Annotated in this window: 17 protein-coding genes and 1 pseudogene; 11 read left to right on the top strand and 7 right to left on the bottom strand. The window is 64.7% G+C overall.

Annotated features, from left to right (window positions below; genetic code table 11):
* Window positions 1-32: 32 nt before the first annotated feature.
* From FHW64_RS24705 to FHW64_RS24655, 11 genes are all read left to right on the top strand, one after another.
* On the top strand, window positions 33-566 hold the full coding sequence (locus FHW64_RS24705) for an SRPBCC family protein (RefSeq protein WP_184530864.1): 534 nt from the start codon (window positions 33-35) through the stop codon (window positions 564-566).
* A gap of 144 nt (window positions 567-710) precedes the next feature.
* On the top strand, window positions 711-1,532 hold the full coding sequence (locus FHW64_RS24700; RefSeq protein WP_184530863.1) for a creatininase family protein: 822 nt from the start codon (window positions 711-713) through the stop codon (window positions 1,530-1,532).
* Entirely contained in the window at window positions 1,529-2,329 is an 801-nt protein-coding gene (locus FHW64_RS24695) for an ABC transporter ATP-binding protein (protein ID WP_184530862.1), read from the top strand. The genes FHW64_RS24700 and FHW64_RS24695 overlap by 4 nt, the downstream gene beginning before the upstream one ends.
* Window positions 2,307-3,188 (top strand): ABC transporter permease, encoded by an 882-nt coding sequence (locus FHW64_RS24690; protein ID WP_184530861.1) that lies wholly within the window; start codon window positions 2,307-2,309, stop codon window positions 3,186-3,188. Before FHW64_RS24695 ends, FHW64_RS24690 begins: the two co-directional genes overlap by 23 nt.
* A 12-nt stretch (window positions 3,189-3,200) precedes the next feature.
* Window positions 3,201-4,595, top strand: coding sequence for an FAD-binding oxidoreductase (locus FHW64_RS24685; RefSeq protein WP_184530860.1), 1,395 nt, complete (start codon window positions 3,201-3,203; stop codon window positions 4,593-4,595).
* A 26-nt stretch (window positions 4,596-4,621) separates the two neighbouring features.
* Window positions 4,622-5,641: an ABC transporter substrate-binding protein gene (locus tag FHW64_RS24680; RefSeq protein WP_184530859.1), complete on the top strand. Its 1,020-nt coding sequence runs from the start codon at window positions 4,622-4,624 to the stop codon at window positions 5,639-5,641.
* 14 nt (window positions 5,642-5,655) lie between these two features.
* Complete coding sequence (locus FHW64_RS24675) at window positions 5,656-6,621, top strand: PDR/VanB family oxidoreductase (protein WP_184530858.1); 966 nt, start codon at window positions 5,656-5,658, stop codon at window positions 6,619-6,621.
* A 37-nt stretch (window positions 6,622-6,658) separates the two neighbouring features.
* The gene (locus FHW64_RS24670; protein ID WP_184530857.1) at window positions 6,659-7,333 is read left to right on the top strand and encodes a TetR family transcriptional regulator C-terminal domain-containing protein; all 675 of its coding nucleotides are present in this window, start codon (window positions 6,659-6,661) and stop codon (window positions 7,331-7,333) included.
* A gap of 52 nt (window positions 7,334-7,385) precedes the next feature.
* Entirely contained in the window at window positions 7,386-8,177 is a 792-nt protein-coding gene (locus FHW64_RS24665) for a hypothetical protein (RefSeq protein WP_184530856.1), read from the top strand.
* Complete coding sequence (locus FHW64_RS24660; RefSeq protein WP_184530855.1) at window positions 8,174-8,938, top strand: hypothetical protein; 765 nt, start codon at window positions 8,174-8,176, stop codon at window positions 8,936-8,938. Before FHW64_RS24665 ends, FHW64_RS24660 begins: the two co-directional genes overlap by 4 nt.
* Window positions 8,935-10,350 carry an XVIPCD domain-containing protein gene (locus FHW64_RS24655; protein WP_184530854.1) on the top strand — a complete coding sequence of 472 codons (1,416 nt, stop codon included), beginning with the start codon at window positions 8,935-8,937 and terminating at the stop codon, window positions 10,348-10,350. The genes FHW64_RS24660 and FHW64_RS24655 overlap by 4 nt, the downstream gene beginning before the upstream one ends.
* Before the next feature lie 10 nt (window positions 10,351-10,360).
* On the opposite strand, the gene FHW64_RS24650 is transcribed toward FHW64_RS24655, so the two are convergent.
* The 7 genes and pseudogenes from FHW64_RS24650 to mdeB form a co-directional block, all read right to left on the bottom strand.
* On the bottom strand, window positions 10,361-10,819 hold the full coding sequence (locus FHW64_RS24650; RefSeq protein WP_184530853.1) for a RidA family protein: 459 nt from the start codon (window positions 10,817-10,819) through the stop codon (window positions 10,361-10,363).
* The gene (locus FHW64_RS24645) at window positions 10,816-12,006 is read right to left on the bottom strand and encodes an amidohydrolase family protein (RefSeq protein WP_184530852.1); all 1,191 of its coding nucleotides are present in this window, start codon (window positions 12,004-12,006) and stop codon (window positions 10,816-10,818) included. The genes FHW64_RS24650 and FHW64_RS24645 overlap by 4 nt, the downstream gene beginning before the upstream one ends.
* On the bottom strand, window positions 12,003-12,827 hold the full coding sequence (gene otnI, locus FHW64_RS24640) for a 2-oxo-tetronate isomerase (RefSeq protein WP_184530851.1): 825 nt from the start codon (window positions 12,825-12,827) through the stop codon (window positions 12,003-12,005). Before otnI ends, FHW64_RS24645 begins: the two co-directional genes overlap by 4 nt.
* Window positions 12,828-12,861: 34 nt before the next feature.
* Entirely contained in the window at window positions 12,862-13,536 is a 675-nt protein-coding gene (locus FHW64_RS24635) for an aldolase (protein WP_184530850.1), read from the bottom strand.
* The gene (gene otnK, locus FHW64_RS24630; RefSeq protein ID WP_184530849.1) at window positions 13,533-14,801 is read right to left on the bottom strand and encodes a 3-oxo-tetronate kinase; all 1,269 of its coding nucleotides are present in this window, start codon (window positions 14,799-14,801) and stop codon (window positions 13,533-13,535) included. Before otnK ends, FHW64_RS24635 begins: the two co-directional genes overlap by 4 nt.
* Window positions 14,798-15,703 (bottom strand): annotated as a pseudogene (gene ltnD / locus FHW64_RS24625) (L-threonate dehydrogenase); the annotation flags it as partial. The gene otnK and the pseudogene ltnD, both read right to left, overlap by 4 nt.
* 110 nt (window positions 15,704-15,813) lie before the next feature.
* A complete protein-coding gene (gene mdeB / locus FHW64_RS24620; protein WP_184530848.1) occupies window positions 15,814-18,450 on the bottom strand; it encodes an alpha-ketoglutarate dehydrogenase in 2,637 nt (878 codons plus the stop codon).
* Window positions 18,451-18,531: the final 81 nt, after the last annotated feature.

Here is an 18,531-nt window from a genome sequence, read left to right as displayed (position 1 = left end):
GAGGCGGCACCCCACCACATGGAGGTCCTGCCATGAGCCGCACATCGAAACTGATCATCGGGTCCGCGCTGGCGCTGGTCGCGCTCGCCGCGGTGCTGCTCGCGCCGATCGATTTCGGCGCAACGCGGATCGTCTCCGAGGCGGACATCGCCAGACCGCCGAGCGATGTCTACGCCTATGTCACCACGCCGGGCCATTGGCCGGAATGGCATCCGTCGTCCCTCGGCGTGCACGGCGCGGTGGACCATTCGCTGCTGGTCGGCGAGACGGTCGAGGAAGACTTCAGCGTCGCCGGCCGCACCGGCCGCGTGACCTGGCGCGTCACCGACCGCGAACCCGATCGCTACTGGCGCATCGCAGGCACCATCGGCGGCCGCGAAGCCGGCACCGTCAGCTACACGCTCACGGCCAGGGCGGAAGGAACGCACTTCATGCGTGTCTTCGAATACGGCGCACCGAACCTGCTGTTCGCGCTGCTCAACCGGTGGACCATCCGCCAGCAGATCGACGAGGAATCCCGAACCGCTGTGCGCCAGCTGAAGCAGCGCCTCGAAGGATCAATTTGACCAATCGGTCACTTAAACAAGGTCGATACGCCCCGCGAATTACCCTTGGTTTCACTATGACGAGCGTCACACCGGGAAAACGCTAAGCACTCTTTTTTGACCGAGTGGATAATTTAAGCACCTTCACGATGAACGAGGTGCCCGATGAGTTCCACCCGACCGCGCAGCCGCTTCTGGTCTGATCTGACCAGCGAAGAGTTTTCCCGCCTCGATCGCTCCCGGCTCATTGCCGTGCTGCCGGTCGGCGCAACCGAGCAGCACGGCCCGCACCTGCCGATGTCGACCGACACGGCCACCATCGACGGCATGGTGCAGGCCACCCTCCCGCACATCCCGGACGACCTTCCGGTGCTTTTCCTGCCCACTGTTCCGTACGGAAAGAGCAATGAGCATTCGCGCTATCCGGGCACGCTGACTGTTTCTGCCACCACGCTGATCTCGCTGTGGACCGACATCGGTGCCTGCGTGGCCAAGGCCGGCGTGCGCAAGCTGGTGCTCTACAACAGCCACGGCGGACAGATGTCGGTGATGGACATCGTCGCGCGCGACCTGCGCGAGGCGCACGGGATGATGGTCGTCTCTGCCAACTGGTACACGCTGGGCCTGCCGGAAGGCCTCTTCACCGCGCACGAAGGCAAGCACGGCGTGCATGCCGGCGACCTGGAAAGCTCGGTGATGCTGCATCTCACGCCCGACTACGTGCGGCCCGAGAACTTCCGCAACTTCCACTCGATGACGGAAGACCTCGCGAAGGAAAACAAGTACCTCTCGATCACCCCCAGCGGCAAGCTCGGCTGGCAGATGCACGACATCAATCCGGCAGGCGCAGCCGGCGATGCGACCCGCGCCACTGCAGCCAAGGGCAAGGCGGTGCTCGACCATGTCGGCCAGCGCTTCGTCGAGCTGCTGCACGAAGTCGACCGCTTCCCGCTCGAACGCCTCGACAACCAGCCGGCATGGGCATGAACACTGCAAACACAACTGCGCAGCCGCTGGTCAGCCTGCGCAACGTCAGCAAGCGCTTCGCCAACGGCACGCTCGCGCTGCAGGGCATGACGCTCGATTGCGGCGAACACGACTTCATCAGCTTCCTCGGCCCCTCGGGCTGCGGCAAGAGCACCGCGCTGCGCCTGATCGCGGGCCTCACGCGCATCAGCGCGGGCGAAGTGGCGTGGTCGAAGGCCTCAGCCGCGCCTTCGGGCATCGACCGCGAACTGGGCTTCGTGTTTCAGGAGCCGACCCTCATGCCCTGGGCCAGGGTGTTCGACAACGTCTGGCTGCCGCTCAAGCTCGCGGGCGTCAATCGGGACGCGGCCGAGCCGGTCGTCTCGCAGGCGCTCGAAATGGTCGGGCTCTCGCGCTTCGCGAACGTCTATCCGCGCGAGTTGTCTGGCGGCATGAAGATGCGCGTGTCGATCGCACGCGCGCTGGTCACGCGGCCGCGCCTGCTGCTGATGGACGAGCCCTTTGCCGCGCTCGACGAGATGACGCGGATCAAGCTCAACAACGACCTGCTTGCGATCTGGCGCGAGCATCGTTTCTCGATCATCTTCGTCACGCACAGCGTCTACGAATCGGTCTACCTGTCGAATCGCATCGTCGTGATGGCGCCCCGGCCGGGGCGGGTGATCGACGAGATCCGAATCGACGAACCGTACCCGCGCGGCGAAGCCTTCCGCACCTCCAGCCGCTACAACGCGCACTGCACCGCGGTGTCGCAGTCCCTGCACGGAGCCCTCCATGGCGTCGACATCGATCACTGACAACCCGGCGCTCGCCGAAGTGCAGGCGGCACCTTCTGCGGCCGACCTGCAGGCGCGCGACGACCGCATCCGCCGCCGCGAATCGCTGCTGCGCATCGCGGTGCCGACCCTCGTCATCGCGGGCCTTCTGCTGCTGTGGGAAGTGCTGGTGCGCGTCAACCACGTGCCGCACTACATCATTCCGGCGCCGTCGCTGATCCTCACCACGCTCATCGACAACTGGGACACGCTCTCCAGCGCGCTGTGGTTCACCGTCAAGCTCACGCTGCTCGCGCTGGTGGCAGCCATCGTCGGCGGTGTGCTGCTCGCGATCGCGTTCGCGCTCTTCAAGTGGGTGGAGATCGGGCTCTTCCCGATCGCGGTGATCCTGCAGGTGACGCCGATCATCGCGATCGCGCCGCTGATCCTCATCTACGTGTCGAGCACCACTGCAGCGCTGCTGCTGTGCGCGTGGATCGTGGCCTTCTTCCCGATCCTGTCGAACACGGTGATCGGCCTGAAGAGCGCCGACAGCAACCTGCGTGACCTGTTCCAGCTCTACAAGGCATCGCCGTGGCAGTTGTTCCGCTACCTGCTGGTGCCGAGCGCGCTGCCGTATTTCATGGCGGGCCTGAAGATCGCCGGCGGCCTGAGCCTGATCGGCGCGGTGGTCGCCGAATTCACTGCAGGCACCGCGGGCCGCGAAACGGGCCTCGCCTCGCGCATTCTCGAATCGAGCTTCCGCACCGAGATCCCGATGATGTTCGCGGCACTGCTCCTGGTGTCGCTGCTCGGGATCGTGATCTTCCTGGTGTTCGCCGCACTCTCCCGCATGGTCCTCGGTCACTGGCACGAGAGCGAAATGCGCCGCGAGCGCTGAAAGGAACGCACTATGTCTTCGATCGAACTCATCGAACGCCCCGAGACCGCGACCATCGACTGGGAGGCCGTAAAGCGCGACCTGCACGGCCTCAACGTGATCGTCTCGCCCGGCCAGCGCAAGCAGCTCTCCAAGGACTTCTACTGGTACAGCCCTATCCTCACGGAGCAACTTGCCGGCTGCGTGGCCGATCTCGTCGTCAAGGTCTCGACCGAGGACGACGTGCGGCAAGCTGCAGCCGTTGCCGCGAAGTGGAAACTGCCAATCACTGTGCGCGCAGGCGGAACGGGTAACTACGGCCAGTGCGTTCCGCTCGAAGGCGGACTGGTGCTCGATGTGACGCAGATGAGCCGCGTGCTCGAGATCGGCGACGGACGGGTGCGGGTGCAGGCGGGTGCGCGCATGCACGACATCGAGCTTGCGGTCGCGGAGACCGGACAGGCGCTGCGCATGTGGCCTTCGACCTGGCATGTGGCGTCGATCGGCGGTTTCATCGCGGGCGGCTTCGGCGGCATCGGTTCGATCCGCCACGGCATCCTGCGCGATCCGGGCAACCTGCTGCGCGCACGCGTGATGACGGTGGAACGCGAGCCGCGCATCATCGAACTCCACGGCGACGAGATCCAGCAGGTGCATCACGCCTACGGCACCAATGGCGTCATCACCGAAGTGGAAGTGGCGCTGAGCCCCACTGTGGAGTGGGTTCATTGCATCGCGCTCTTCGACACCTATCGCCGCGTGCTCGACTTCGGCGTCGCGGCGAGCACGCCGTCGCTCGAGCTCTTTCTTCTTTCGGCGGTCGATGCGCGCTTCTCGCCGTACTACGCGATGCTCGGCTCGCACTTTCCGCCGGACAAGCACGCGATGTTCGCGATGGTCGCGCCGGATTCGATGGCCGACTTCCGCGCGCTCGTCGAAGCGCACGGCGGCAGCATCTCGCTTGAAGGCACCGAGGCGCAACTCCACGCCGCCGGCCTGCCGCCGGCCTACGAGTGCGCCTACAACCACACGACGCTGCAGGCGCTGAAGGTGGATCGCACCTGGACCTACCTGCAGGTGGCCTACGCGCAGCCTTTCGACCCTGCCGTGGTGGATCGCCACATCGCGATCTTCGGCGACGACGTGCTGCAGCACCACGAGTTCGCGCGCGCCGGCGGTGAATACGGCACCTTCGCGATCCTGCTCGTTCGCTGGAAGGGCGAGGCACACCAATACGAAGTGATCCGCGAGATCGAATCGCAAGGCGGTTGCCAGATCTTCAATCCGCATGTCGTGACGATCGAGGACGGCGGCATGAAGACCATCGATACGCAGCAGATCGACTTCAAGAAACGCAGCGACCCGATGGGCCTGATGAACCCAGGGAAGACGCGCGGCTGGCTGCCCGAGATGGCACGCGAGGCCTGATTTACAGAGACAACCAAGGAACCACCATGAACTTTGCTCCGAACCTCATCGCACGTGGACTGATCGCCACGCTCATCGCAGGCAGTGCCGCAGCCGCTTTCGCGCAGGACAAGGTCGTGCTCGCCACCAACTGGCGCGCGCAGCCCGGCCACGGCGGCTTCTATCAGGCACTCGCGGATGGCACCTACAAGAAGTACGGCCTCGACGTCGACATCCAGCAGGGCGGCCCGCAGGTCAACAACCGCCCGATGCTGCCGGCCGGCAAGGTCGACTTCCTGATGACCGGCAACATGTTGATGGCCTTCGACAACATCAAGCAGAAGGTGCCCACGGTCGTGGTCGCGGCCTACTTCCAGAAAGATCCGCAAGCCATCATTGCCCACCCGGGACAGGGTTTCGACAAGTTCGCCGATCTCGCCAAGGCCAAGACGGTGCTGCTCGCGAAGGACGGCCAGATCAGCTACTGGCAGTGGATGAAGAAGGCCTACGGCATGCGCGACGAGCAGGTGCGCCCGTACAACTACAGCCTGTCGCAGTTCCTCGCCGACAAGCAGTCGGTACAGCAGGCCTATGCCACTTCCGAGCCGCTCGCGGTCGAGAAGCAGGCCGGCTTCAAGCCGGTGGTGCTGTCGCTGGCCGACGCGGGCTGGTCGACCTACGGCATGGTCATCGAGACGCGTCAGGACCTCGTGAAGAACAAGCCTGACGTGGTCCGCCGCTTCGTCGAGGCCTCGAACATCGGCTACTACAACTACCTCTACGGCGACCGCAAGGCAGCTGACGATCTCATCAAGAAGATCAACCCCGACATCACCGACGAGTACATCGAGAAGTCGATCCCGATCCTGCGCGCGCACATCGACGTCGGCGACGCTACCACCAAGGGCATCGGCGCGATGAGCGACGAGCGCATGAAGGACTTCTACGACAAGAGCGTCTCCGCAGGCCTCTACAAGCCCACCGACTTCAACTACCGCGACGCCTACACCACGCAGTTCGTCAACAAGGGCACCGGCGTCGAACTGCGCAAGGCGGCCGCCAAGTAAGGAAGGCCGCGAACATGGTCGAGCGCACCCTCACGGTCCAGGTCGCGCGCATCGCGCGCCAGACGCCGGAGATCCTGTCTTTCGAGCTGAAGCATCCGATGGGGCGCGCCCTGCCCGGCTACCAGGCCGGCGCGCACATCGATGTGCACATGCCGGGCGGATTCACACGGCAGTACTCGCTGGCGCGCGACGCGGATGCGGAAGGCGGTGCCTCGTCCTACCTGATCGGCGTCAAGCGCGAGCCCACCAGCCGCGGCGGATCGAACTCGATGCACATGCGCGTGCGCGAAGGCGATCTGCTGCCGGTCAGCACGCCGCGCAACACCTTCCCGATCCACGCGGAGGCGAAGCACCACGTCCTGCTTGCCGGTGGCATCGGCATGACGCCGTTGCTCGCGATGGCGCAGGCGCTGGCGCGAGCGGGCGCGGATTTCCAGCTCTATCTGTTCGTCCGCAGCGAGGAGCACCTCGCGTTCGCCGAAGCATTGCGAGACCCGGGCATCGCGTCGCGCCTGCGCGTGCACTTCGACGACGGCGACGCGTCGCGCAAGATCAACCTGCGCCAGCTACTGGCCGCGCGCAAGCCCGGCACACATCTCTACGTCTGCGGCCCGGCGGGCTTCATGCAAGCAGTGCGGCACGCGGCCGCGCACTGGCCAGACGACGTAGTGCACACCGAGTACTTCGCCGCGCCGGCCGACGCGGCGGGAGGCACCGGCAAACCCTTCGTGCTGCAGCTCAAGCGCCGCGGCATCACGGTGCCCGTCGCCGGCGATCAGACGGCTGTGGATGCACTGCATGCCTTCGGCATCGATGTGCCCGTCTCGTGCGAGCAGGGCCTGTGCGGCACCTGCGTGGTCGATGCGGAAGGCGACGGCGCCGAGCATCGCGACTTCTGCCTCACCCGTGGCGAGCGCGCGAAGAAGGTCGCGTTGTGTTGTTCGCGCGCAAAGGGCGATGCGCTCGCGATCGATCTGTGACCCCCTCCGGTGACCACTCTGGCACCATGCATTCCCGATGAGCACCGCACGAAGCAGCGCCCCGCTGAAACCCATCGAAGACGGCACGGAGACGCCGGCCACGCGCGGCCGCGCGCGCAAGTACACGCAGGTGCTTGCGGTGATCTACCAAGCGGCGGTGGAGGTGTTCGCGAACGACGGCCTGGCCGGCGCCTCGACACAGGCGATTGCTGACAAGGCGGGGCTGTCAAAGGCGCAGCTCCACTACTACATCGAGAGCAAGGAAGCCCTCTACCGCCAGATCCTGCAGGACATCATCAACGACTGGATCGGCGTCTTCGGCTTCAGCGACGAAGCCTTCGGGCCACGCAAGGTGCTCGCCGACCTGATCCACCGCAAGATGATGTTCTCGTTCGAGCACCCGCTGCGCTCGCGCATCTTCACGGCCGAGATGATGCGCGGCGCACCAGTGCTGCGGGAGATGATGGGCACGAGCAAGCAGCGCACCGAGCAGGCGGTGGCGGTGATCCAGAACTGGATCAACCAGGGGCTGATGGGGCCGGTCGATCCGATGCTGTTTCTCTTTCACCTCTGGGCGGTCACGCAGTTCTATGCGGACCATGCGACACAAGTTGCGTACTTCCGGAACACTACCGAGGGTGACGACAAGGACCGTCGCTACCTCATCGAGCAGGTGACGGATTTCCTGATGAAGGGTGCTTCGGTTCGCTAGTGCGCACGACCCCTGCTTAGAATGAAAAAAATTCTAAGCAGAGGGAGAACGGGTGATTCAAGGCACCTTCAACGGCCAGTCCACGACTGGCCGCGCGCCTCTTCGAGCGCGCTTTGCAGTACTTCGACTGAACACGCGAACTTCACGTTTCGCGGCTTCCATTTCTGATCTTCCGACTCAAGGCTTTTCGCGGCTTTGGGTGCGCTGGCTTCTTGGCCTGTCGATGGTGTTGGTGCTTTGCGCCTGCACATCCACAGGCGATCGCATGTCAATTCAAAAGGAGGAAAAGGCAATGCCAGACGCAGGAATCGAGATGGAACGCCCGCACGATGCGCCTGAGCTTTTGCGCCGACTGCTGGCGCTGATTGACAGCGTTCATCAACCGCAGGATTTGGCGGCAGAGCAAGTGATGCGGTTCGTCCGTTTGCCTATGGAGCGCTTTGCCGACGATTCACCGAAAAGCCGCACGCTGCTCACCTACGGCAAATTGACGCACGAGTGGTCATACGTGTTGATATGGAATGTTGTCGACGTCACGCAACTTCCCTCGTACGGACTGATGTTCCAGCCGATCAGCAAGAACACGCCCCGCCCGCCGATGACCAGCATCTGTCAGCTCGACATGGCTCCGTTTCACGATGCCCTGCTCAAGATGGGCTACCGGCATGTCGGCAGCACGCGGCGAGCGACTCTGGCGCGGCAGTACCTGCGCGGGCCGGTCGAGGTGGAGATCGGAATCGTTGGAGAGAGCAGCGAAACCCTCGAAAAGATCCGCCACGATTGCATTCGGCGGATCTCGATCGACTTCCTTGAGAGAAACATCGACCGGGTTGCAGGGCAATGAGCGGCCTCTTCGGCGAATTTCCGACACACATCGAATATGTCGGCGACTTAGTACATCTCGAAGACGTCGGGCAGCAGCTGCGATTTGTTGTCAAGACTGACTGCTCAGCTCGGCGTCTCCTAGGGCCTTGGAAACGCAGTGTTCTGTGGTTGTCGACGGCCTTGACTCTCTGCGCCTGCGCCTCGGTGGCCGATCACGCACCAACTCACAAGGAGGAAAAAATGATGGTGAACCCAGATCACCCGCAGGACGCCCCTGAACTGCTGCGCCGCCTGCTGGCGCTGATTGACAGCCTACATCAGCCGCAGGATCTGGCGAAAGAGCAAGTAACGCGGTTCATCCAAATGCCCCTGAAGCCCATCGCCTCATCCAGATCGGGCGGATTCGAGATATTCGAGCAACTGACCCACGATTGGCTTTATCGATTCATTTGGCATGCGCATGACATGACGCCCGATCCTGATCTCGGTTTGTTGTTCTACGAAGCCCGAGGGAGTTCGCTTCCCCGCCCCGACATGGCGGGCATTTGCCAACTCGATGCGGCGCAGTTCCACGACGCGCTTCTCCGAATGGGCTACCGGCATATCAGCAGCACGCGACGCGCAAGCCCCGCTCGGCAGTACCAACGAGGGCTGGTCGAGGTGGAAATCGGAATCGTCGGCGAGAGCAATGACAGCCTGGAAAAAATAGGCCACGACTGCATCAAACGGGTTGTCGTTGGCTTTTTTGAAAGGCACCCCGACCGGGGAGCTAAGCGATGAACACCATCAGCCCCGAGCTCGATCGGATGCTCCGCGAGATTGGCGGCCCCGAGTCGCCTGCCTATCAAAATCTGCTTGGCGTCATCGAAGCATCACCTGTGCTGGCACAGCAGATGAACACGGCCGTCGCCATGGGCCATTTGAGGCACTTCGCCGTGATGCCCGCTGATGAAAACGCAGGAGCCAGCTATAGCCCCGATGCACAAGCCATCAATCTGAAGGAAGCCGATCTCTTGAACCCCAGAAAGCGGCACGCGCTCACGTTCATCCTGGGACATGAGATCCAGCACGCGATCAATGGCGAGCACACAATTCAGGCGGCACGACAATTCGACAAGGATGTACGTCGAGTACTAGAAAGCGGCCTTCCGATTCATGACTACAGCCGCTCCGTCGACCAAATGCTCGCCGTCAATCGAAGCGATGAAGCCAGCGCTCATATTGCCGGCTGGAACGCATTGGTTAGCCGCTTGACGCAGGAGCGGCCTGGGGCCGGCCTTTCCGAAGTCGCCGAGTTGGCCCGATATGTCGACTATGCCAATGACTTCATCGATGTCAAAAATGAGGACGGGCAAGAATCCGCCGTGGCCAAGCCTGGTTTTGCCATCAACTCCGATCTATCCATCACCGTAGACAGCCGAAATATTGAAGCGGCAGCGAAGCATTACTTCGACAAGGCTCCTTTAGAGACTCGCCTCGGTCATCACGGCAACTCCGACTACACCAACTACTACGCTGCCGGCCTCGTGGGCACCGTCTGCCAATACGAAATGCTCAATCCCAGACTGGCGGGACAGCTGCAGCTAGACATGGACGGCTTGAAGCTGGAGGAGCGCTTGCTGGAGCAGAACGGCATTTCCCTCGGCAGTGCTGATGCGCGGTGTGCCTACTACGACACCCGCAGCCCGATGATCGAAAACCACTTCGATCACACTGCCGATCGCCATGCGCACATACCGATTCACGGCCTTCCGCGGCCAAGCCGATTGGCTCATGACCTGAGTCAGGACGCGGCAGCCGCGGAACTCACGGACCCAGACCATCCAGGCCACGCGTTGTTCAAGCAAGCGCAGGCCGGCGTGTACCAACTCGACGCCGACGTGGGTCGCACACCCGACCACCGCAGTGACCAACTGGCCGCCGCGCTAGCCGCGGCCGCAAGTGCCCAAGGCATGGACCGCATCGACCACGTCGCCTTGAGCACGGATGCTTCGAAGGTGTTTGCTATGCAAGGCGCCTTGAACTCACCCTTCAAGCAGATCGCCAGCGTGCCGACAGTCGAGTCGCTCTACACGTCCGTTTCGCAAAGCACCCAGGCCTGGGAACGCGCATCCGTACAGAGCCAAGAAAAAACCCAGGAGCCGCTCGTGCGGCAAACACAGCAACGGCAAGAACCTGCGATGCGGCTCTAAACGATCTACCTCAGTGCTGAGGCAGATACATCGTCGCTTCCACCTCGACCAGAACATCGTCCCCAGGCAGGAAGCGCGACACCTCGACCACCGTGCTCACGGGCGGCTCGCCCGGATAGAACAGACCGCGCACGCGGTTGTACGGCGCGTAGTTGGGCAGATGGCGGAAGTACTGCACCAGCTTCACGACGTCATCCATCGTGCCGCCGTGTTCCGCAGCAATCTGGCGGATGCGTTCGAGCACGAACCAGCTTTGCGCAACGATCGGCGCCTCGAAGATGTCGACGGACATCTGCCCGGTGGCGTAGCCCAGCGTCCGCAGCGAGTCGCGCGCGGCCTCGGGAATGTCGTCATAGCCAGCGACGGCGCGGCGCGTGACCGGGTCGACCGCGACCACGCCGCTCATGAAGACGAAGTCCCCCACGCGCTTGGCGGCCGCGTAGTTGGCCATCGGTTTGCCCATGCTCATTCGGTGTTCTCCACGATGCGGCCCGCGCGGATGACGGTGCGTCTGCGCCCGCGCGGGTCCAGAAGTTCATATTCGTCGGCAGCCGCCAGAAGCACGAGGTCGGCCGGGCAACCCGGTGCAATGCGGCCATCCCAAGCAAGGCGCAGGGCCCTCGCGGGGCTGACTGTGATCGCATCGAGCCAGTCGGACGCGGGTGCGAGATGCGCCATCTGCACGCCGAGGCCGAAGGTCTCGATCAGGTCGTAGGTGCCGTAGGGATAGAAGGCGTCCTGCACGTTGTCGGTCGCAAGGCTGGCGCGCACGCCCAGCGATGCGGCTTCGCGGATGCGCGTGATGCCGCGCTGAAGCGGCGTGCGGTCCCACGCGCCCTGCAGGTAGAGGTTGGTGGTCGGCAGCGCGATCAGATGAATGCCGGCCTGCGCGCACAACGCCAGCGTGTCGTGCGCCGCCGCATCGTCCTGCACCGAGAGCGAACACGCATGCCCGCAAGTCACCCGCCCGGTCAATCCACGTGCGATGGCGAGCTGCGCAATGGTGCGCAGCCCAGTCGCCTGCGCGTCCAGTCCTTCGTCCACATGGAAGTCGAGCGCGAGGCCATGTTCCTGCGCGAGATCGAACACACGCCCCAGCTTGTGAACGATGCCTTCGTTGCGATAGACGAACGCACCGAGCACGCCGTCCGCGCGCTTCACCGTGCGCGCAATGCGTGCGCCGGCTTCGACATCGGCAAAGAGATCGAGCGGCGTCAATGCCACGAACTGCAGTTCGATGCGCCCGCGCCAGGCTTCGCGCAATTCTTCGAAAACCGCGAGCGATGCCGGTGCGTATGCATCACCCCAGTCGAGATGCGTGCGCAGCGCGCGAGTGCCCGAGCGCCACGCATCGTCGAGAGCGCGCGTCATCCGGTCGCGAAGCGCGTCGACGGTCCAGCCGGCGCGATGCGCGGCCATGCGCGTGATGGCAGCAAAGAGATCGCCTTCGGCCGCGCCCACTTCACGCACTGTGTAGTTCTTGTCGATGTGCGCGTGCGCGTCGACGAGTCCGCTGAGCAAGGTTCCCCGTGCGGCTTGCGTCGATGGATCGATCGCCTTGACGACACCGCGATCGATCGACACATCGAACACCTCGGCGCCCTGCGCCGCGAACGCTCGCAATCGCGGAGGAATGCGTACCGCTTCGAGCTTCATGCGCCCGCCGCACGCGGCAGCGCACGCAGCCAGCCGAGCCCATCGCTGGTGCCGTTGGCCACCGCGCCGCGCCGGGGGCGGTATTCGCAGCCCACCCAGCCCTGCCAGCCGCACTGCGCCGAGACCTCGTCGATGACATCGAAGAGGTAGGGGTAGTTCATCTCGCCGACATCCGGCTCGTGCCGTTCGGGCACACCGGCGATCTGGAAGTGACCGACGCGCCCGGTGGGCAGGTACTTGCGGATCTTCATCGCCACGTCGCCCTCGACGATCTGGCAGTGGTAGAGGTCCATCTGCACCTGCACGTTGAGCGCGCCGACCGCATCGATGATCTCGTGCGCATGGTCCTGCCGGTTGAGAAAGAAGCGCGGGATGTCCCGCGTGTTGATCGGTTCGACGAGGAGGTCGCGACCGGCCTTCGCCGCCTCGACCGCGGCCCAGCGCAAGTTGTCGAGATAGGTCGGCTGCACGGCTTCGCGCTCCATGCCTTCGGGCACGAGGCCCGCCATGACGTGGATGCGCGGGCACGACAACGCAACCGCATAGTCGATCGCCTTCAGGAGGCCCTCGCGGAACTCGGCTTCCCGCCCCGGCAAGCAGGCGAGCCCACGATCACCGCGTTCCCAGTCGCCCGGCGGGCCGTTGAAGAGCACCTGTTCAAGCCCGTTCGCCGACAGCCGTGCGGCAAGTTCGCGCTGGTCGTAGGCGTAGGGGAAGAGATATTCGACCGCCTTGAAGCCATCCTTGGCAGCGGCTTCGAAGCGATCGAGAAAATCGAGCTCCGGATAGAGCATCGAGAGATTGGCGGCAAATCGGGGCATCAATGGCTCCGCGTAGTGAGAGGGGTGAGCATATCTACCATCGAGCACCGAAGCTGCGGCGCAGGTCGTTGATCTGCGCCGCATCCAGCGGCTCCGGCGCACTGGGCGGCAAGAAGCGACTCATGAACCAGAGCTTCGCCGTTTCCTCCAGCTCCTCCAGCACCGCCATCGCAGCCGCGGGCGTGTCGTGCCACACATTCGGCCCCAGCCGTTCGAGCACCACCGCGCGGATCGGCGTGCCCTGCGCGCCGTAGCGCTCGATGATCTGCGCAACCAGCGCGGCGGCCTCGGGCGCACCGGGGCGGTGATAGGGAACCACCGGCACATGACCCACCTTCATCACGAAGTACGGCGTGAGCGCAGGCAGCAGCTCGTCGCCCGGCGCATCGAGCGTGAGCGCCACGCAATGCGTGCTGTGGGTGTGGATGACGCAGCGCGTGCCCGGGTCGAAGTTTCTCGCGGCGCCGTAGATGCGCGCGTGCAGCGCGATGGTCTTGCTCGCAAGGTCGCCGTGGATCTGGCGCAGATTGCCGTCGAGCCGCGCGAGCCGCGCCGGATCGAGATGGCCGAGGCAGGCATCGGTGGGCGTGATCAGGAATCCATCATCGAGGCGCACGCTGATGTTGCCGGCCGTCGCATGTACATAGCCGCGCTCGAAAAGGCTGCGGCCGATCCGGCAGATTTCCTCACGGAGGTGGGCGTCACTCATGCGATCGATTCAAAGGCTTTGGAGAAGAAGTCATCGGTCCCGAAGTTACCGGACTTCAACGCAATATGCAGGCCAGCGCCACCGACCGCATCGCTGCGCGCATGGCACCAGGGCACGCCGGGGTCGATCTGCGCGCCGATCTGCAACTGCGCAATGCCGAGCGCCTGGACGCATGCGCCAGAGGTTTCGCCGCCCGCGACCACAAGCTGGCGAACGCCGCGTTCGACCAGGCCGCGCGCGATCGCGGCGATGGTGCGCTCCACCATCGCACCGGCTTCGTCGACGCCGAGGCGGCCCTGCACGGATTTCACGGCGGACGCATCGGCGGTCGAGTAGACGAGCACCGGTCCGCGTTCGAGCAATGGCGCAGCCCAACCCAGCGCCTGCGACGCCACGTCGACGCCAGCAGCAATCTGCAGCGGATCGATCGCGAGTGCCGGTCCGCCCGAAGCAATGAAGTCCGCCACCTGGCGATTGGTCGCGAGCGAACAGCTTCCGGACACTACGGCGCGCAGTCCGTCGGCCTTCGGCAACGCACTCGCAGCGGACGAAGGCGCGATGCCGAAGTTCGCCGGCAGCCCGATCGCCACACCCGAACCCGCGGTGACCAGTGGCATGTCCGCCAACGCCGGGCCGAGCCGCATGAGGTCATCGTTGGACACCGCATCGACGATCGCGACGCCCACGCCTTCGGAGCGAAGCTGCGCGATGCGCTCGCGGATCGCCGACGCACCGCGCGCCACCGTCATGTAGTCGATGAGCCCCACCTTGCGCCGCGTCTGTGCCTGCATCACGCGCACGAGGTTCGCGTCGGTCATCGGCGTGAGCGGATGGTTCTGCATGCCGCTCTCGTTGAGCAGCACGTCACCCGCGAATAGATAGCCCTTGAACACCGTCCGCTTGTTGTCCGGAAAGGCCGGCGTTGCGATCGTGAAGTCGCAGCCCAGCGCATCCATCAGTGCCTCAGTCACCGGCCCGATGTTGCCCTTCGGCGTGCTGTCGAACGTGGAGCAGTACTTGAAGTAGATCTGCTTCGCGCCCTGCGCCTGCAGCCATCGCAGGGCATCGAGCGATTGCGCGATGGCCTCCTCCGGCGCAATGGTGCGCGACTTGAGCGCGACGATCACCGCATCCACGTCGGCATCCAGCGGGGCTGCCGGCACGCCGATGGTCTGCACCGCACGCATGCCAGCGCGCACGAGGTTGTTCGCGAGATCAGTCGCGCCCGTGAAGTCATCGGCGATGCAGCCGAGCAGAACACTCATTTCTTGCCTTTGGATGGCGGCAGTTCGATGCCGGGGAAGATCTTGATGACCGCGCTGTCATCCTCTTTCGCGTGACCGGCGGTCGATGCCTGCATGAACATCTGGTGCGCGGTCGATGCGAGCGGCAGCGGAAACTTGCTTGCGCGCGCAGTGTCGAGCACCAGTCCGAGGTCCTTCACGAAGATGTCGACCGCCGACAGCGGTGTGTAGTCGCCCGCCAGCACGTGCGCCATGCGGTTCTCGAACATCCAGCTGTTGCCGGCGCTGTGCGTGATGACATCGTAGAGCGCCTCGGGCGACACGCCTTCGCGCAACCCGAGCGCCATCGCTTCAGCGGCCGCGGCGATGTGCACGCCGGCGAGGAGCTGGTTGATGATCTTCACCTTGCTGCCCGCACCCGCGCGGTCGCCGAGCCGGTAGACCTTGCCGGCCATGCCGTCGAGCACGTCGCCAGCCTTCTCGTAGGCCTCCGGCTTCGCGGAACTCATCACGGTCATCTGCCCGCTCGCAGCCTTGGCCGCGCCGCCGGAAATCGGTGCGTCGATGTAGTGAATGCCGAGCGCGCCTAGCCGCTCTTCAAGCGCGACGGACCAGTTCGGGTCGACCGTCGAACACATGATGAACACGCTGCCCGGCTTCATCGCCGCTGCAGCGCCGTGTTCGCCGAAGAGCACAGCCTCGGTCTGCTGCGCGTTGACCACGACCGAGACCACGACATCGCATGCGCTCGCAACCTGCGCTGGCGTGCCCCACGCGACGCCACCATGCTCCGCGAACTGCAGCGCGGCGCCGGGCCGCACATCGCACACATGCACTTCAAAACCTCGGCTGCGCAGCGTCGCTGCGATGCCGGCGCCCATGGCGCCCAGGCCGATGAGTCCTGCCTTCTTCATGGAGATTCCCGTGGAAGTCGAATGAAGGCCGGCGCGGCATGAATCACCGCGCGGCGCGAGGTCTCGATCTTAGGAATCTGCCCGCGCGCCGTACAGCCGGGCTAACCCCGCTTGGCCGCTCAGCGTGAGGTCAGCGCGTGGCGCGCAGCGCGCGCGATGCTCTGCGAATCGACGCCGAAGAACTTGCGCAACGCGGCGCGCGTGTCGCTTCGGCCGAAGCCATCGGTGCCGAGCGTGAGGTAGCGACGGCCCTGCGGCACGAAGGCGCGGATGCTTTCGGGAACTGCACGCACGTAGTCGGTCGCCGCGATCACCGGGCCGCTGCAGCCTGCGAGTTGCTGCGCGATGAAGGGCGTGCCCGCATCGGCATCGCCAGCCAGCGCGCGCTCTTCACAAGCCTGCCCATCGCGCGCGAGCTCGCTCCAGCTCGTCACGCTGAGCACCTCGGCCTCGATGCCTTCGGCGGCCAGCAGCGCGGCCGCCTTGATGACTTCGGTGAGGATCGCGCCGGAACCCAGCAACGTGACTTTCGATTCCTTGCCGCCGCTGAAGCGATAGCACCCGCGCAGCACCTGCGACTCCGCGCCCGCCGGAAGATCCGGCTGCGCGTAGTTCTCGTTCATGAGCGTGACGTAATAGAACACGTCCTTCTGCTCGACCATCATTTCGCGGATGCCGGCATCGACGATCACCGCCATCTCACCCGCGAAGGCCGGGTCGTAGGCCTTGCAGTTCGGAATGGTCGCGGCTATGAGGTGGCTCGATCCGTCCTGGTGCTGCAGCCCTTCGCCGCCCAGCGTCGTGCGGCCCGAGGTCGCGCCGAGCAGGAAGCCGCGCGGCCGCTGGTCGGCGGCGGCCCAGATCTGATCGCCCACACGCTGGAAGCCGAACATCGAGTAGTAGATGTAGAACGGCAGCATCGCGAGCCCATGCACGCTGTAGCTCGTGGCGGCGGCGGTCCAGCTCGCGATCGCACCGGCTTCGCTGATGCCCTCTTCGAGGATCTGCCCGTCGGTCGCCTCGCGGTACGACAGCACCGAGCCGATGTCCTCCGGCGCATAGCGCTGACCCACGCTCGAATAGATGCCGACCTGCTTGAAGAGGTTGGCCATGCCGAAGGTCCGCGCCTCGTCCGCGACGATGGGCACCACGCGCGGGCCGATCGTCTTGTCCTTCATGAGATTGCCCAACATGCGCACAAAGGCCATGGTGGTACTCATCTCCTTGCCCGCTGCGGCAACTGCGAACTGTGCGTAGGCCGCGATGTCGGGCTTCGCCACCACATCGCACGCGGTCTCGCGGCGGGGCATGCTGCCACCGAGCGCGGCGCGGTGGCCGAGCAGGTAGTGCATCTCGGGGCTGTCTTCGGCGGGCCGGTAGAACGCGGCCGTCGTCGCCTGTTCGTCGGTCAGCGGCAGACTGAAGCGGTTACGGAATTCGATGAGGTCCGTGTCGTCCAGCTTCTTCTGCGAGTGCGTGGTCATCTTGCCCTGACCCGCACTGCCCATGCCGTAGCCCTTCTTGGTGTGGGCGAGGATCACGGTCGGCTGGCCGCGATGCGCTGCGGCGGCAGCGTACGCGGCATGGATCTTCACGAGGTCGTGGCCGCCGCGCTTCAGGCGGTCGATCTGCTCGTCGGTGAGTCCTTCGACAAGTCGCGCGAGCTCAGGGTCCTGGCCGAAGAAGGTCTCGCGGTTATAGCGGCCGTCCTTCGCGGCAAAGGTCTGCATCTGCCCGTCGACCGTGTTCGCGAAAGCACGCGTGAGCGCGCCGTTCACGTCGCGCGCGAAGAGCCCGTCCCAGTCGCTGCCCCACACCAGCTTGATGACGTTCCAGCCCGCACCGGCAAAGAGCTTTTCGAGCTCGTCGATGATCCGGCCGTTGCCGCGCACCGGCCCGTCGAGCCGCTGCAGATTGCAGTTGACGACCCACACGAGGTTGTCGAGCTTCTCGCGCGCGGCGAGCGTGAGCGCGCTCATCGACTCGGGCTCGTCCATTTCGCCGTCGCCGAACACACCCCACACCTTGCGCCCTTCGCAATCGAGCAGGCCGCGGTGCGAGAGATAGCGCATGAAGCGTGCGTGATAGATCGAGCTGATCGGCCCGATGCCCATCGAGCCGGTAGGGAACTGCCAGAAATCCGGCATCAGGTACGGATGCGGATAGCTGCTCAAGCCGCGCGCACCCTTGCCGTCGACAAAGGCCGGCGCGGTGAGTTCCTGGCGGTAGTGCATCAGGTCTTCTTCACCCAGCCGCCCTTCGAGGAAGGCACGTGCATACACACCCGGTGCGCTATGCGGCTGGAAGAAGACGAGGTCACCGCGATGCGTCGCCGAGCGCGCATGGAAGAAGTGGTTGAAGCCGGTCTCGAACAGATCAGCGGCGCTGGCATAGCTCGCGATATGTCCGCCGAGCTCGCCGTAGGCCTGATTGGCACGCACGACCATCGCGAGCGCATTCCAGCGCATCAGCGAAGCGAGCCGTTCTTCGATCGCGAGATCGCCGGGGAACGGCGGTTGCGCTTCGACCGCGATGGTGTTGACGTAAGGCGTCGACAGTTCCGGCTGCCAGCCGATGCGCTGTGCACGCGCCATGCGCGCGAGCTCGTCGAGCATCCAGCGCGCGCGCGCCGGCCCTTGCGTTTCCGCGAGCGCGACGAAAGCCTCGCGCCATTCGGCGGTTTCTACGGGATCCGGGTCGTGCAAGGCGGTATCGAGCAATGCGCGGAGCTGGTCGGGCGGAATCGGGGCGTTCATGCTTGCACTCTAGGCCGCGGTCGATGGAATGGGGTGCTGTTTTCTACACGGCTTCAGGGACATGCGCCGCATAAAATGCCG

The sequence above is a fragment of the Variovorax sp. Sphag1AA genome, from assembly GCF_014192575.1.
Taxonomy (GTDB): Bacteria; Pseudomonadota; Gammaproteobacteria; order Burkholderiales; family Burkholderiaceae_C; genus Variovorax.
The sequence above is the reverse complement of the archived record's forward strand: the minus strand, read 5'-3'. Positions and strand labels throughout refer to the sequence as shown.

Bases quoted from the DNA above. Each gene is read 5' to 3' on its own strand.
- FHW64_RS24655 (WP_184530854.1), top strand. From the start codon at position 8,935: ATGAACACCATCAGCCCCGAGCTCGATCGGATGCTCCGCGAGATTGGC.
- FHW64_RS24685 (WP_184530860.1), top strand. From the start codon at position 3,201: ATGTCTTCGATCGAACTCATCGAACGCCCCGAGACCGCGACCATCGAC.
- FHW64_RS24660 (WP_184530855.1), top strand. From the start codon at position 8,174: ATGAGCGGCCTCTTCGGCGAATTTCCGACACACATCGAATATGTCGGC.
- FHW64_RS24690 (WP_184530861.1), top strand. From the start codon at position 2,307: ATGGCGTCGACATCGATCACTGACAACCCGGCGCTCGCCGAAGTGCAG.
- FHW64_RS24680 (WP_184530859.1), top strand. From the start codon at position 4,622: ATGAACTTTGCTCCGAACCTCATCGCACGTGGACTGATCGCCACGCTC.
- FHW64_RS24645 (WP_184530852.1), bottom strand. From the start codon at position 12,006: ATGAAGCTCGAAGCGGTACGCATTCCTCCGCGATTGCGAGCGTTCGCG.
- FHW64_RS24695 (WP_184530862.1), top strand. From the start codon at position 1,529: ATGAACACTGCAAACACAACTGCGCAGCCGCTGGTCAGCCTGCGCAAC.
- FHW64_RS24675 (WP_184530858.1), top strand. From the start codon at position 5,656: ATGGTCGAGCGCACCCTCACGGTCCAGGTCGCGCGCATCGCGCGCCAG.
- FHW64_RS24700 (WP_184530863.1), top strand. From the start codon at position 711: ATGAGTTCCACCCGACCGCGCAGCCGCTTCTGGTCTGATCTGACCAGC.
- FHW64_RS24650 (WP_184530853.1), bottom strand. From the start codon at position 10,819: ATGAGCATGGGCAAACCGATGGCCAACTACGCGGCCGCCAAGCGCGTG.
- otnI (WP_184530851.1), bottom strand. From the start codon at position 12,827: ATGCCCCGATTTGCCGCCAATCTCTCGATGCTCTATCCGGAGCTCGAT.
- FHW64_RS24705 (WP_184530864.1), top strand. From the start codon at position 33: ATGAGCCGCACATCGAAACTGATCATCGGGTCCGCGCTGGCGCTGGTC.
- mdeB (WP_184530848.1), bottom strand. From the start codon at position 18,450: ATGAACGCCCCGATTCCGCCCGACCAGCTCCGCGCATTGCTCGATACC.
- FHW64_RS24670 (WP_184530857.1), top strand. From the start codon at position 6,659: ATGAGCACCGCACGAAGCAGCGCCCCGCTGAAACCCATCGAAGACGGC.
- FHW64_RS24635 (WP_184530850.1), bottom strand. From the start codon at position 13,536: ATGAGTGACGCCCACCTCCGTGAGGAAATCTGCCGGATCGGCCGCAGC.
- otnK (WP_184530849.1), bottom strand. From the start codon at position 14,801: ATGAGTGTTCTGCTCGGCTGCATCGCCGATGACTTCACGGGCGCGACT.